Genomic DNA, 13,328 nt, shown 5'->3' on the forward strand with positions numbered 1-13,328 from the left:
CCCGCGCCGGCGCCCGCCGCCCCGTCGGCCGCCGCGCCCGGAGCGCCGTCCGACGGCCGCGCACCGGCCGCGGTCCGGCCGCACGTCGTCCGCACGGCGTCGCTGTCCGTGGAATCGCCGGACGCACAGGGGGTGTTGTCCGCCACCCGGAAGGCGGCCGAGGACGCGGGCGGGTACGTCGGCGACGAGACCACCGAACGGGCCAAGAACGGCACGGTCGCCTCGACGATGACCCTGCGGGTGCCGAGCGAGCGGTTCGACGCGGTGCTCGGCGCGCTGGAGGGCAGCGGGAAGCTGCTCAGCCGCAAGGTCGAGGCGCAGGACGTGACGGAGAAGGTCGCGGACGTCGACAGCCGGGTGAGGTCGGCGCAGGCGAGCGTGGTCCGGGTGCGGGAGATGATGGAGAAGGCGTCCGCGCTCAGCGACGTGGTCATGCTGGAGAGCGAGCTGAGCCGACGCCAGTCGGACCTGGAGTCGCTGCTGGCCCAGCAGACCGCCCTGAAGGACCGGACCTCGCTGGGCACGATCACCCTCCGGGTCACCGAGCCGGCGCCGGTGGCTCAGGACGGGGGGAAGAAGAAGGAGAAGGAGCCGACCTTCTCGGGTGCCTTCCGGGGCGGGGTGGACGCCTTCGCCACGCTGCTGAAGTGGGTGTCGGTGGCGGTCGGCGCGGTACTTCCGTTCGCCCTGGTGGGCGGCGTGGCGACCCTGCTGTGGCGCTGGTCGCGTCGCTTCCGCCAGGCCGACCGCGGCGGGGCCCGGCCGGTGGCGCAGGTGTCTGCACAGCCGCAGCCGACCCCCGACGGGCACGGGGCAGCACCCGCCGCCGTCCCGACCCCGCGCCCCGAGCCCACACCCACACCCACTCCCGACCCCGACCCCGACCCGGCGCCGGACGCGACGCCCGGCTCCTGAACGCCGTCCGGGCCCCGGGCCGGGAAGGGGCCTTGCTGAACGGGCGTACGGCCGTAGCCTGTTGGTCCGGGTGACGATCAACGAGAGGCGGGGCGGCGGATATGGGCGCGGCGGTGGAGCGGCTGGTGGTCGTGGGCGGGGACGCGGCGGGGATGGCCGCGGCGTCCCAGGCCCGGCGGCTGAAGGGGCCGGCGGAGCTGGAGATCGTCGCGTTCGAGCGGTCGCACTTCACGTCGTACTCCGCGTGCGGGATCCCGTACTGGATCGGCGGCGTCGTCCCCGACCGGGACGACCTGATCGCGCGGACCCCCGAGGAGCACCGGGCCCGGGGCATCGACCTGCGGACGCGCACCGAGGTGGTGGAGCTGGATCCGGCCGGCGGCCGGGTGCGGGCGCGGGACCTGGAGTCGGGGGCCGAGTCGTGGACGGGCTTCGACCAGCTGGTCCTGGCGACGGGTGCCCGGCCGGTGCGTCCGCCGCTGCCGGGCATCGACGCGCCCGGCGTGCACGGGGTGCAGACGCTGGACGACGGGCAGCAGCTGCTGGAGACGCTGGAGAAGACGCCCGGCCGGCGGGCCGTCGTGGTCGGCGCCGGGTACATCGGCGTGGAGATGGCCGAGGCGCTCGTCGGCCGGGACTACGAGGTGACGGTGCTGCACCGTGGCGAGCAGCCTATGGCCACCCTGGACCCGGACATGGGCGGGCTGGTGCACCGGGCGATGAACGGCATGGGCATCCGTACGGTGGCCGGCGCCGAGGTCACCGCGATCCTCACCGACGACGAGGGCCGGGCCCGGGCGGTCGCCACGGCGCAGGGCGAGGAGTACCCGGCGGACGTCGTCGTCCTCGGCATCGGCGTCGAGCCGCGTACGGAGCTGGCGCGGGCGGCGGGGCTGCCGCTCGGCGAGTCGGGCGGGCTGCTGACCGACCTGTCGATGCGGGTGCGCGGGCATGGCAACATCTGGGCCGGCGGCGACTGCGTGGAGGTGCTGGACCTGGTCGCGGGCCGCAACCGGCACATTCCGCTGGGCACGCACGCCAACAAGCACGGACAGGTGATCGGCTCGGGGGTGGGCGGCGGGTACGCGACGTTCCCGGGGGTCGTGGGCACCGCCGTGAGCAAGGTGTGCGACCTGGAGATCGCGCGTACGGGCCTGCGGGAGAAGGACGCGCTGGCGGTGGGCCTGCGCTTCGTGACGGCGACGATCCGCTCCACGAACACCGCCGGGTACTACCCGGGGGCGGTGGAGATGACGGTGAAGATGCTGGCCGAGCGGCGTACAGGGCGGCTGCTGGGGGTGCAGATCGTGGGCGGGCCGGGGGCGGCGAAGCGGGTGGACATCGCGGCGGTGGCGCTGACGGCGGGGATGACGGTGGAGCAGGTCGTCGCCCTGGACCTGGGCTACGCCCCGCCCTTCTCCCCGGTCTGGGACCCCGTCCTGGTGGCCGCCCGTAAGGCCGTTACCGCGGTCCGCGCGGCGGGGGTATAGGTGTGTTGCCCTGTGGGGTCGGGGACGCGGCCGGCGGGTGGTTCGCCTGTGAGCGCGGTGTGTCCGCGGCGGGTGCATTACGGTGGGGCACGAGGGCCTTCCGGGCTGTCATCCCCCAGCCGTCTGACCACATCGGCCACCGCCTGCGGCGGGGACGCGCCGGGGGCGACCGCCCGCCTTCGACGCCGGGGCGTACAAGCAGCGCAACGCGGTCGAGCGATGCATCATCCGGATCAAACAGTGGCGCGGCCTGGCCATGCGAATGGACAGGCTTGCATCGCCTACCAAGCCGCACTCCACCTGGGCCGTCTCTTTCGGATCATGCTCAGGTGGCATCCCACTCTGCTTGCAGCCAGCCAAGTTGCGCCTTGTTGAGCGGAGGCTCAAAGCCTTCGGGGAAGATGAGCTCGGGTGGCTGCGGCCACATGCTTTCGGGCCCGTGCTCCTCACAGTGCAGAGCCACGAGATGCGGTCCCTCTCCGCAAGCCCCGCGCTGGTAGAAGCGGTCATGCGCCTGACAGAAGTACGAGAACACCGTGCAGTCGTCCTCGTCGGTCGGCTCGTAGAAACCGGGATCCCGGACGATCAGTGTCACCGGTTCCTGACGGTTGAACCGGGGGGTGGGCCGAGGATCGCACCACAGCAGTCGAGGAGGAAGCACGCGATCATTCTGCGCCCAAGGCGGCTTCGAGTCAGCGTGCAGACCAGATGAAGATGCCCGCGAGATGGAGTGCCGCCAGGTAGATCACGGCGGTCTTGTCATACCGAGTGGCCAGGCCGCGCCACTGGTCGGGTAGCTGGGTCACGTCGCCGTGACCCACCCCTCAGAACCGGACGTGCCTGTTTCCAGGCATCACGGCTCAAGCAAGCCCGGAGGCTTCACAGGTTCTGCGGGCATGGTCGACCGGCTCGCCGGCTGGGGCCCCTTTTGACGGGCCCCAGCGGCGTGCTGATGGGTTCGGACGACGGTTGAATCGACCGCGACGACCCAGTCGAGATCACCTTCGGCGTCGGCCTGAGCGAGCAGTGCGGTGAAGACCTTCACCCAGGTCCCGTCGGCTACCCACTTCCGCAGCCGGGTATGGGCGCCTTTTCACGAACCGAAGTGCTCGGGCAGGTCCATCCACGGCGTCCCGGTGCGGTACTTGAACGCGATCGCGTCGATCACCTGCCGGTGATCCCGCCGCAGCCCACCCCGCTTCGGCGTCCTGTCCGGCAGCAACGGCTCAATGCGTGCCCACCGGGCGTCAGTCAACGACACGGATCAACCAAGGATCAGATGATCCGAAGGAAACGGCCTGGCCGCCAGTCTCATCTGGGCCCGGCGCTGATGACGAAAGCGTCGCTCAGTCCCACCACAGCGACCAAACCGTCGAACGAAGCATGCCATCGCCGGCGGTCCGCGGGTCCTGCACGGTGTCGGAGCAGTAACCCAGCAACTCCGTGGCCGCCTGCGCAGCGGCCCGGGGATCCAAAGGCGGTCTGTCGACAACCAGCTCCAGATAGGCGCCCTGGGCGAGGAAGAGCTCGGCGCCCCACTGCTCCTGCCAACGCCTGAGCAGCGCTGCGTCGTCGGCCGGAGTGAGCATCCTGTCGCCGTATCCGAACCAATTGCCCGTCCCGATCAGATGGGGCAGGACCACGGGCACCTCGTAACCTCCTCGCGCCGGCACAAAGTTGAGCCACCGGGAACCCCAACCCCGGATGTCCCGATTGCCGGACCCCCAGCGCGACACCCCCGACAGCGGCTCCACGAGCTCAGGTCCCAGTTGCGGTGCGAGGCGGTCGGGGTCGTAGTCGTCTCGCCAGCCCTCGCGATCCTCCTCGTCCCCACCGACGCACTCCATCGACCACCGGAAGCTCGACACCACCACGGACGCCGCACGCGCGTCGTGGTCCTGGCACACCACCTCGGCCATCAGGCTTTCCAGAGCAGCGGCATCGACGCCGTCGTGAAGACTGGCTCTGGCCACGTCGTCCGGCGACATCAGGCTGACGTGAGGCCACCAACCGGTCTCACCGTGCTTCCCGCGCCACTCGTCCCAAACGCCACGCATCCTGTCCCGCGCCACAGACACCCCGATGACCTCAACGCCTGCGGCTGTAGTGACCCGCTTCGGAGGCGACTGGGGAAAGCAGGCACGCAGGATGCGAAGAAGCTCGTCAGCGGGGAGGCGTGGCTGATGGAGGGCCGTGTTCATGATGTCCGGACCCTACGGTCCACCCACTCACCGCGCACTCCGACAACCCTCGCAGAGGGAACCCCACGGACCTGAGCACCCGTCAAAGAGGCAGGCCTTAGCCCCCTACACCGGCCGCACCAGCCGCGCCCGGAGGGCCGGGTGGTCGGCGAAAACCGTTGCCGAGCCCGGCGCGATCTCGCTCACGCCCCGAAGAACTCTTGCACTGACATTTACAAGACCCGGGGGACGATAGCGCGCCTCCCGGGTTCATGTACTGAACTCGAAGGACGCACAACCGTCCGGCAGCCTGACCATCTACGACCATGCACGCAGGATCACCGTGTCCCAGCCCCCGGGGACCGGCGCGGCAACCGTCCGAGCCGAGCAGCGGTCAAACCCCGCGTCCGCCAGCGCGTCCGCCCACTGGTGGGCCTCGCCATCCCAGCACAGGACGTGCCGCGTCGACGTCTGATGCCCCGTGATCACCGGGTTGTAGTGCGTCGTCGGACGGGTGCGAGCCAGCAACACACTCCCGTCTGCGTGCAGCCGGCGCCGGATGGCGGGCAGGAGAAGAGCCGGATCGGTGAACCAATGCGTTCCGAACACGGAGACCACGATGTCGTACTGCTCCGTGGCGGCGTCGAGCCAGGCCACCGCCTCCGCCTCGTGCACCTCGACCGTCTGGCCGCATCGTGCCCGCGCCGCGGCCACGTGCACGCCCGACAGGTCCACTCCGATGGCGCGGGCGCCGGTCCCGGCGATGTGCGCGAGGCGGGCTCCAGCGCCGCACCCCAGTTCCAGCACTGTGTCCTCGGGGTCGAGGATGCCGAGGATGTCTGTGAGAGTGGGGCCGTAGCCGGCGTACGGGGTCCAGGAGAAGGGGGTCGCGGGGTCGTCGGAGTTGCGGAGGGCGTACTCGTCCCAATCGGTGACGAGGGACATGGGAGAACTCCAGAGTGAAGGGGCCCGGCCCCAGAGTGAGGGGCCGGGCGATATGAGGCGGGTCAGGCGCGAGGCGGCTGCACGATGAACCCGCGGGCCGGACGGTCGTCCGGGTCTCGCGAGGTCGGCAGCTGGCCCTCACGCCAGGCCTCGACCAGCTCTGCGTACCGAGGGTCTGTCCACTCCTGCTCAGGCATCGGCGTGTCCTTCCGTCGGTGCGCAGCGTAGCGCTGGTCAGGCAGGGTGCGCCGGGGTCTTGGGCGCGGGCGGTCCCTGCGGATCGGAGAGGCACTGCGGGGTGGGCATCGGCTTGATGCCGCACGACGGCGAGTGCCACGTCTGCGCCGCTACCTCGATGAGGCTCTCGGCGGGCCCGCGCCACAGGTCGAGGTCCGGCTCGAACCCGGCCGCGCGCATCGTGTCGAGGGTGTGCTCGATGATGTCCGGCCGGTACTCGCCGTCCTCCGGGCGCTGCGGGAAGTGGTGCACGAACCGGCCGAGCCTCCCGCACAGGCCGGCATACACCTCGGTGTGCAGGATGGCGGCGTGCCAGCCCTCGTCCACGACCGGCGACGGTGCGAGGGCGTCGCCGGCGTTGGTGGCGCTGGCGGCCACGAACGCGAGGGCCTCGACGGTGATCCGGTCCGCGAGCTTGGGGCCATGTCGGGGTTGTTCCCGATGACCGTACGGGCGACCGCCGCGAAGTCGGCCCCGGGCAGAAGGGCCCGGGCGTTCCTGGCGGTGGTCGTCTCCGTGGCGGTAGTCATGTGGTGGTGCCTCCTCTGGTCGGTGTGGAGGTGGTGCGGCCGTCCCCGGTCGTGGTCCTGGCAGATGCGCGGCCGGGGCGGGAGATCAAGAGGTGCGCGCCTTCTGGGCACGCAGTTCGCGGAGGACGCCCTGACCGGCGCGGGCCAGCGCCACGGCACTGACAGTGAGGATGTGACGTGGCTTCTCCGACGGGTCTGACTCACGGACTGACCGACGTCTCGACTGTCTTGTTTGGGATTTGTCGATCCGCTTGGAGGAGCCGCCTCGCACGCGACCGGACGGGCGACCGTGACCTTATAGGAGCTTGGTCAAGAAGCCCCGCCACTGTCCTGTCCGCCCGCCCGGCCGGCGCGTGCCGCCCCACCGGGATCAGCGAGAGGACGGCAGTGACCAGCATGACGGACCAAGCCCTGGAAGTCACAGGCGGCATCGACACCCACGGCGAGACCCACCACGCGGCAGTGGTCGACCGCCTCGGCCGCCACCTGGCCGACCAGGAGTTCGAGGCCACCGGCCCCGGATACCGCAAGCTCCTGGCCTGGCTGCTCGCCCAGGGCGATGTGACCGCGGTCGGGGTGGAAGGCACCGGCGCCTACGGCGCCGAGCTGGCCCGTGTCCTGGCCAAAGCCGGGCTGAAGGTCGTCGAGGTCGACCGTCCGGACCGCAAGACGCGGAGGCTGAAGGGCAAGTCCGACCCCATCGACGCCTATGCGGCCGCGGTCGCTGTGGCCTCCGGCCGGGCGTCCGGGACGCCCAAGGCCCGGAGCGGCGTCGTGGAGGCGGTCCGCGCTCTGCGCGTCCCGCGCCGCTCGGCGGTCAAGTCCCGCACCCAGGCGGTCAACCAGGCCCGCCAGCTGCTGGTCACCGCGCCCGAGAGCCTGCGCGCCCCACTGCGCGGGCTGACCGCCGCCCAGCTCGCGAAGGCATGCGCCCGGCTGCGGCCCGGCGACGACCTCGCCGACCCGCTGCACGCCGTCAAGGCCGCCCTGCGACGGCTGGGCAGGCGGATCCTGGCCCTGACCGAGGAGATCGACGAGCTGGAGGCCGAGCTGAAGACGCTCACCGCCCAGGCCGCCCCCGAGCTGCTGGCCCTGCAAGGCGTCGGCGCGGACGTGGCCGGGCAGCTGCTGGCCACCGCCGGGGACAACCCCGACCGGCTGCACTCCGAAGCCGCCTTCGCCCACCTGTGCGGCGTCGCCCCGATACCGGCCTCCTCCGGGCGCCGGGACGCCACCGACTCAACCGCGGCGGCGACCGGGCGGCCAACCATGCCCTGCACACCATCGTGCTCTGCCGCCTGCGCTGGGACGACCGCACCCGCACCTACATGCAACGACGCACCCAGCAGGGACTGTCGAAGAAGGACATCATGCGCTGCCTCAAGCGGCACGTCGCCCGAGAGGTCTATCGCGTCCTCATGCGATCCCTCGACCACCGCACCACCACCCGGCAAACCATACAAAGCGACCTCACTGAAGCCGCTTGACATCCATAGGAGCATCCCAAAGGTCGACGCCGGGGCCGTGCGCCCACCTGACCGCCACCCATTCAGCGAGCACCTCGGCGGCGGTCTCGGAGCGGGCGGCGTACGGGCGGAGGAGGTCGGCGAGGATGTCGCCCTGCATCCTCATCACGTGCGCGGCCGCGTCGGCCATGTGGTCAGGCGGCGGCGTCTTGATGGCCTGGACTTCGCCGAACCGCCGCTCGAAGGAGTCCTCCAGGACGCTCACAGCCGATTCCAACAGTCCTCAGGGTCGTGCTTGATACCCCACCCGCCGCAGCAGCGTGCGCAGTACATCGTCAGGCAGCCGAGAACCGGCCGTAGGTGCGTAGGCCCGTGGCAGACCGGGCACCGCAGCCTCAGCCCCGGGCAGCGGCCGCTCGGGTGCGCAGCCGACGGGCGGACCACCAGGCCGAGAGCGAGGCTGCGGAGGTCGGTGGCCTCGGCCTGCATCTGGGCGAGACTGCGCCATCTGCTCACTGGGCGGCCAGCCGTACGCACTCAAGGGGGACAGCGAACTCGCGGGCGTCCCGTCCACGGATGTACGCCGTGTCCGTGTGCTGGCACGTCGGGCCCGCGGTGGAGCCGAGCTCGTGCCGCAGGGCCATGAACACGCCGTCCGCACCGGTGCGCGCGTCGATGACATGCTGGCCCTCCCACTCGTGCCGCACGTGCCCGAAGGACTCCGGGCAGCTGAGATACGTGGACTCGCGCGCTTCCATGGCGGTGCTCCCTACCGTCGTCAGCGGATGGTGAATCGGAGCGGGTCACCCACGCAGCCGCTACGCTGAGCAGTCTGGTGACCACGGACATGAGCGTAGATTTCGCACTGATCCGCTCGAAGTGACCGCCGGTACGGGTTACGCCTGCGCACACGACGGCAGAGGGAGCCTGATGGGCCGTACTCTCACCTCCGCCCTGACCGCCGGTCAGGGAAACCAGCGACGGGGCCGCAGCGGGATCGTCTCCGGGCACGTGTTCCGCATCATCCGTGAGCAGCTCGGCCACACACAGGACTCCCTCGCGGAGGCGTTCGGGGTCTCAGCGGACACCGTCGCCGGCTGGGAAACCGGCCGCCGGCCCCTCACTGCCCTCGCCGTGTGCCAGATGCTGGTGCACCGTCACCGTCTCATGCTTATGGGCGCGAGCCCGGCCCTACTGCTCGCTCTCGAAAGGGCTCTGGAGGCGGACGTCCTCCTGGCGAGCGCTCTGGAGGACCAAGGAGCTCCCGCCGACAGTCCCCTTGGTTCGTGGGTAATGCAGCGCGATCTTGTTGAGGTGCTCGCCTGGCCGCTCAACGGTGTCACGCCGGAGCCGGTGCGCGCTCTCCAGCCGCCGGCGCGGCCACGCCGCGGCCCCACCGCCACCCGCCCCGAACTGTCGCAGGACGAGCGGCGGCGTCTTTTCGGGCACATACGGCGCATGGCCGAGGAAGCCCACCCAGGGCGGCAGTTCCTTCTGCGCCGGCAAGCCCTTTACCTGGCCGGCTACGACAACGCTGCGGACACCCCCGACTGGCTCGCCCAACAACGCAAGGCAGAACGACCCTCGGACTGGCTCGCCCAGTGGCTTACCTCCCGCTCCGTTGCCGCGGTCGCCGCCCGCCAAGGTGATCGAGAGCAGATGCAGCACTTCATCGACACCGCCCTGGACGGCGACGATGCGGGCGAGAGGGCGAACTTGAGCTACTGGGCCTACTGGATCGGGGAGTCTGCGCACCCTGAGCTCTCCGACGACTTCATTGCCGCGCCAGGCACGATGACCTGGCACGGACACCGGCTGCTCCAACATCTCGTCGGCGGGCTCGCGCCACAGCACGGATTCTTCGAACTCAACGTGCACACGCTGTGGGCGCTGCTCGCCGCCCGCCCGGGACTCCTCCGCGCCAGTTCGACCGCTGGAAGGACACTGCGCGAACAGATGCCCGTGCTGTTGGATGGCACCACTGCCTCGACGCGTGCGCGCCGAGAGCTGGAGGGCATCCGGTACGCGATCCGCCTCGCCGAGGCGTGAAGGAGAGACACAGTGGCTGACGACCTGTCTGCGGTGGCCCGCTTCCTATATGAAGCGGGCACGCTGAAGAACGCGCGCCGCACCGGCTGGTGGATGGCCGGTGTCAAGGACCCCGAGAGCATCGCCGAGCACTCGTGGCGGACCTCGGTGATCGCGTCGGTCATCGCACAGCTGGAAGGCGCCGACCCGGCGCGGGCTGCGCTCATGGCCGTCTGGCACGACACCCAGGAGACCCGCACGGGCGACGTGAACCACCTTGGGAAGAAGTACGCGACCGGCGCCGACCCGCAGGCTGTCACGGCCGACCAGACCGCCGGCATGCCCGACCTACTGGCGTCGGCAATTCGCGACGTGGTCGCCGAGTACGAGGCCAAGGACTCGCCCGAGGCTGTCTGCGCGCGAGACGCGGACAAGCTGGAGTGCATGCTCCAAGGCATCGAGTACAAGGCCCAGGGGTACGAGGCTGCGCAGCGGTGGATCGACAACAGCCGGGCCCGGATCACGACCGAGACGGGAAAGCGTCTGGCGGACGAACTGCTCGGCCAGGGCGCGCTCGACTGGCTGCGTGCAGCCATCGGGGAGAAGGGCTGAGCGCAGACACGACGAACGCGCCCCTTCCGCCCGAAGGCGAGAGGGGCGACATGTTCCATCCGCGCGTGCCAGCCCGCAGCTCGCAGACGGCCCCGGCCGGCCGAGCAGCCATCGGCACGGCGCCGGCCGGAGTCGGAAGAGAGGCCCGGCCCGCCGGCCTACACCGGCCGCGCCAGCCGCGCCCTGAGGGCCGGGTGGTCGGCGACCACCGTTGCCGAGCCCGGGGCGATCTCCGTGAAGCCCGCGTCGCGGACCACCGGCAGCCCGCTCCCCGCGAGCTCCGCCCACCGCCCCGGCCCGGCCGTCCGCACGGCCAGCCGGAAGCCCGACTCCCGCCACGCGGCCCGCTCCGCGCGGTCCAGCTCCCACCACGCCAGCTGCGCCCCGTGCCCGGTCTGGGCCATCGCCTTGCCCGCCGACATGTCCAGCGCGGGGTTCAGCCACAGCACGGGCATCTCCGGCGCGGCCGGGCCGGCCGGCTCCGGGTCGTCCAGGTCGGTCCCCGACACCTGGAGCTTGGCCAGCTCCTTCGGCCAGCCGTCCAGCGGCACCGGCGGGAACACCCGTACCTCCGCGGCCTCCCCACGCACCGAGATGCCCGGCAGCGTGCCGGCCTTGCGCCACTCCGCGCCGCGCGCCCGCCGCACCACCTTGCGGATCCGCGCGTCCTGCCAGTCGCGGACGGCCCGCGCCCATTCGCCCTCGCCGAGCGCGCGTTCGTCCGAGAGCAGTGCGAGCACCGCACGCGCCGCCGTCTCCAGGGCGTCCGTCCGGGCCGGCGGCTCGGCCTTCTCGATCCGCACCACCAGCGGCAGGACGAACTGCGGTGCCTCGTCCCGGGAGATCCGCCGCTGCTCGAACGGGCCCTCGGCCGGCTCCTGCCGGTCCGGCCGGCCCTCGTACGTGTCGTTGCTGCTCATCCGCCCCAGTCTGCCAGGGTCGTCCTCCAGGAGGATGCCGCAGGTCCTCCAGGAGGATGTCGCAGGCACCCGCCGCGGGCGAGGATCACCGCATGAAGAGTGACCTGTTCGCGTCGGAGCACCTCGCCCAGCCGGCCACCGCACCCGGCATGACCCTGCAGAACGCCAAGTCCGTCAAGTACGCCGTCAACGGCGAGATGCACGCCCGCCAGGGCTCGATGATCGCCTTCCGCGGCAATCTCCAGTTCGAGCGCAAGGGGCAAGGCATCGGCGGCATGCTCAAGCGTGCGGTCACCGGCGAGGGCCTGGCGCTGATGGCCGTACGCGGCCAGGGCGAGGCCTGGTTCGCGCACCAGGGCGGCAACGTCTTCATCGTCGACTTCGAGCCCGGCGACGCCCTGACCGTCAACGGCCGCAACGTCCTCTGCTTCGACCCCACCCTCTCCTACGAGATCAAGATGGTGAAGGGCGCCGGCATGACCGGCGGCGGCCTCTTCAACAGCCTCTTCACCGGCACCGGCAAGCTCGCCCTGGTCTGCGACGGCCACCCGGTCGTCATACCCGTCACCGCGCAGTCCCCGGTGTACGTCGACACCGACGCGGTGGTCGGCTGGAGCGCCCAGCTGGAGACCGGGCTGCACCGCTCCCAGTCGGTCGGCTCCATGATCCGCGGCGGCTCCGGCGAGGCGGTGCAGCTGATGCTGGGCGGCGAGGGCTTCGTCATCGTGCGCCCGAGCGAGCTCGTCGAGACGCCGGCGGCCCACTGATCGCCCGGGCCCTATGAGCATGAGCATGAGCATGCGACTGGCCGGTGTGGGCCGCCGCCACGGGGTGCGGCGGCCCTGGGTGCTGCGCGGGGTGGACCTCGACCTGCCCCGCGGCGCCCTGGTACGGATCGAAGGGCGCAACGGCGGCGGGAAGTCCACCCTGCTGCGGCTGATCGCCGGCATCGACACCCCGACCGAGGGCCGCGTCACCGGCCGCCCGCGCCGCACCGCCTACGTGCCCGAGCGCTTCCCGGCCGCCCTGCCGCTCACCGCCGCCGCGTACCTGGTCCACCTGGGCCGGGTGCACGGGCTCGGCGGGGCGCGGGCCGCGCAGCAGGCGGCGTACTGGCTGGAGCGGTTCGGCGCCCTCGACCACGCGGACACGCCGCTCGCCGAACTCTCCAAGGGCACCGGCCAGAAGGTGGCCGTCACCCAGGCCCTCCTCGCCGAACCCGGCCTGCTCGTCCTGGACGAGGCGTGGACCGGGCTGGACCCTGCCGCCCGCGCCGAACTCGACCGGGCCGTCCTGGAGCGCACGGCGGACGGGGCCACCGTCGTCTTCGTCGACCACGACCCGCGCCGCCTGGCCGGGCGGGCCGACGCCCGCCACCGGGTCGAGGGCACCGGCCTGGTTCCGGTGACGGGGGAGCGGGTCGCGGGCCCGTACGTGCGGATCGAGGCGGTCGGCCCGCCGGGCACCGAGGCGCCGGCGGACACGGCGGACATGGCGGACGCCTACGTCTACGCCTCCCGGCCGGGGCCCGGTGGCGGGGTGCTGCTGACGGTGCCCGCCGCCGACTCCGACGCGGTGCTGCGCCGCCTGCTGACCGCCGACCCGCCCTGGCACATCCGCGGCGTCACCGTTCTGACGGCCGACCATGCCCCGGACGGCGACCGCCACCAGGCCGTGGCCGACCGCCACCTGACGGAGGCGCTCCGCAGCGATGCCCCCCCGGAGGACCGCCGATGACCGCCCTGCTGCGCTACCAGGCCGCGCTGCTGCTCCGTTCGCAGCGCTGGCTCGCGCCCGTCCTGCTGTACGCGGCCGTGCTGGCCGTCGGGGTGCGGCCCGGCGATCCCGTCGCGGACTCGCTCGGTCTCGCGGCCGGCGGGCTGCTGCCGGTCACCGCCTGGCTGGTCCGGCTCTGCCTCACCGGGGAGCCGGACGCCGCCCGGCACTGCACGGCTGCCGCGGCCGGCCCGGTACGGGTGCACGCGGCGGCCCTGCTGACCGGCCT

The 13,328-nt window shown here is 71.9% G+C and carries 14 protein-coding genes and 3 pseudogenes; 9 read left to right on the plus strand and 8 right to left on the minus strand.

From position 1 onward, the window contains the following. From GPJ59_RS24420 to GPJ59_RS24430, 3 genes and pseudogenes are all read left to right on the plus strand, one after another. The coding region (locus tag GPJ59_RS24420) for a DUF4349 domain-containing protein (protein ID WP_219669836.1) at window positions 1-915 on the plus strand (915 nt) is incomplete at its 5' end. 101 nt (window positions 916-1,016) lie between these two features. Then, window positions 1,017-2,405 (plus strand): FAD-dependent oxidoreductase, encoded by a 1,389-nt coding sequence (locus tag GPJ59_RS24425; protein WP_219669838.1) that lies wholly within the window; start codon window positions 1,017-1,019, stop codon window positions 2,403-2,405. A gap of 92 nt (window positions 2,406-2,497) precedes the next feature. Beyond that, window positions 2,498-2,780: pseudogene (locus tag GPJ59_RS24430) on the plus strand (hypothetical protein); the annotation flags it as partial. Here the strand turns inward: GPJ59_RS24430 and GPJ59_RS24435 are convergent. From GPJ59_RS24435 to GPJ59_RS24455, 5 genes are all read right to left on the minus strand, one after another. Next, on the minus strand, window positions 2,731-3,000 hold the full coding sequence (locus GPJ59_RS24435) for a hypothetical protein (protein ID WP_219669840.1): 270 nt from the start codon (window positions 2,998-3,000) through the stop codon (window positions 2,731-2,733). The pseudogene GPJ59_RS24430 and the gene GPJ59_RS24435 overlap by 50 nt on opposite strands. Before the next feature lie 498 nt (window positions 3,001-3,498). Beyond that, complete coding sequence (locus tag GPJ59_RS24440) at window positions 3,499-3,666, minus strand: transposase (protein ID WP_219669842.1); 168 nt, start codon at window positions 3,664-3,666, stop codon at window positions 3,499-3,501. 85 nt (window positions 3,667-3,751) lie between these two features. Continuing rightward, complete coding sequence (locus tag GPJ59_RS24445; RefSeq protein WP_219669843.1) at window positions 3,752-4,393, minus strand: DUF4253 domain-containing protein; 642 nt, start codon at window positions 4,391-4,393, stop codon at window positions 3,752-3,754. Window positions 4,394-4,903: 510 nt separating this feature from the next. Next, on the minus strand, window positions 4,904-5,530 hold the full coding sequence (locus GPJ59_RS24450) for a class I SAM-dependent methyltransferase (protein ID WP_219669845.1): 627 nt from the start codon (window positions 5,528-5,530) through the stop codon (window positions 4,904-4,906). A gap of 234 nt (window positions 5,531-5,764) precedes the next feature. Beyond that, window positions 5,765-6,145, minus strand: coding sequence for a hypothetical protein (locus GPJ59_RS24455; RefSeq protein WP_258024851.1), 381 nt, complete (start codon window positions 6,143-6,145; stop codon window positions 5,765-5,767). A 548-nt stretch (window positions 6,146-6,693) separates the two neighbouring features. Between GPJ59_RS24455 and GPJ59_RS24460 the strand changes: the two are divergent. Beyond that, window positions 6,694-7,784: pseudogene (locus GPJ59_RS24460) on the plus strand (IS110 family transposase). Here GPJ59_RS24460 and GPJ59_RS24465 read toward each other — a convergent pair. Both GPJ59_RS24465 and GPJ59_RS24470 read right to left on the minus strand, forming a co-directional pair. Next, complete coding sequence (locus GPJ59_RS24465) at window positions 7,768-8,028, minus strand: hypothetical protein (protein WP_219669847.1); 261 nt, start codon at window positions 8,026-8,028, stop codon at window positions 7,768-7,770. The pseudogene GPJ59_RS24460 and the gene GPJ59_RS24465 overlap by 17 nt on opposite strands. Window positions 8,029-8,275: 247 nt before the next feature. Then, entirely contained in the window at window positions 8,276-8,521 is a 246-nt protein-coding gene (locus GPJ59_RS24470; RefSeq protein ID WP_219669849.1) for a hypothetical protein, read from the minus strand. A gap of 172 nt (window positions 8,522-8,693) precedes the next feature. Between GPJ59_RS24470 and GPJ59_RS24475 the strand changes: the two genes are divergently transcribed. Both GPJ59_RS24475 and GPJ59_RS24480 read left to right on the plus strand, forming a co-directional pair. After that, the gene (locus GPJ59_RS24475) at window positions 8,694-9,812 is read left to right on the plus strand and encodes a helix-turn-helix domain-containing protein (RefSeq protein WP_219669852.1); all 1,119 of its coding nucleotides are present in this window, start codon (window positions 8,694-8,696) and stop codon (window positions 9,810-9,812) included. Window positions 9,813-9,824: 12 nt separating this feature from the next. Beyond that, window positions 9,825-10,403 (plus strand): HD domain-containing protein, encoded by a 579-nt coding sequence (locus GPJ59_RS24480; RefSeq protein WP_219669854.1) that lies wholly within the window; start codon window positions 9,825-9,827, stop codon window positions 10,401-10,403. 158 nt (window positions 10,404-10,561) lie between these two features. Here the strand turns inward: GPJ59_RS24480 and GPJ59_RS24485 are convergent, their stop codons facing one another. Continuing rightward, complete coding sequence (locus GPJ59_RS24485) at window positions 10,562-11,323, minus strand: peptidyl-tRNA hydrolase (protein WP_219669856.1); 762 nt, start codon at window positions 11,321-11,323, stop codon at window positions 10,562-10,564. A 92-nt stretch (window positions 11,324-11,415) separates the two neighbouring features. Here GPJ59_RS24485 and GPJ59_RS24490 point away from each other — a divergent pair, with 92 nt between their 5' ends. From GPJ59_RS24490 to GPJ59_RS24500, 3 genes and pseudogenes are all read left to right on the plus strand, one after another. Beyond that, complete coding sequence (locus tag GPJ59_RS24490) at window positions 11,416-12,090, plus strand: AIM24 family protein (protein WP_219669857.1); 675 nt, start codon at window positions 11,416-11,418, stop codon at window positions 12,088-12,090. Between the two features lie 31 nt (window positions 12,091-12,121). Further along, complete coding sequence (locus tag GPJ59_RS24495; protein WP_258024855.1) at window positions 12,122-13,060, plus strand: ATP-binding cassette domain-containing protein; 939 nt, start codon at window positions 12,122-12,124, stop codon at window positions 13,058-13,060. Beyond that, a pseudogene (locus GPJ59_RS24500) lies at window positions 13,057-13,328 on the plus strand (ABC transporter); the annotation flags it as partial. The gene GPJ59_RS24495 and the pseudogene GPJ59_RS24500, both read left to right, overlap by 4 nt.

Origin of the sequence: Streptomyces bambusae (genome assembly GCF_019400985.1) — a bacterium.
GTDB lineage: Bacteria > Actinomycetota > Actinomycetes > Streptomycetales > Streptomycetaceae > Streptomyces > Streptomyces bambusae_A.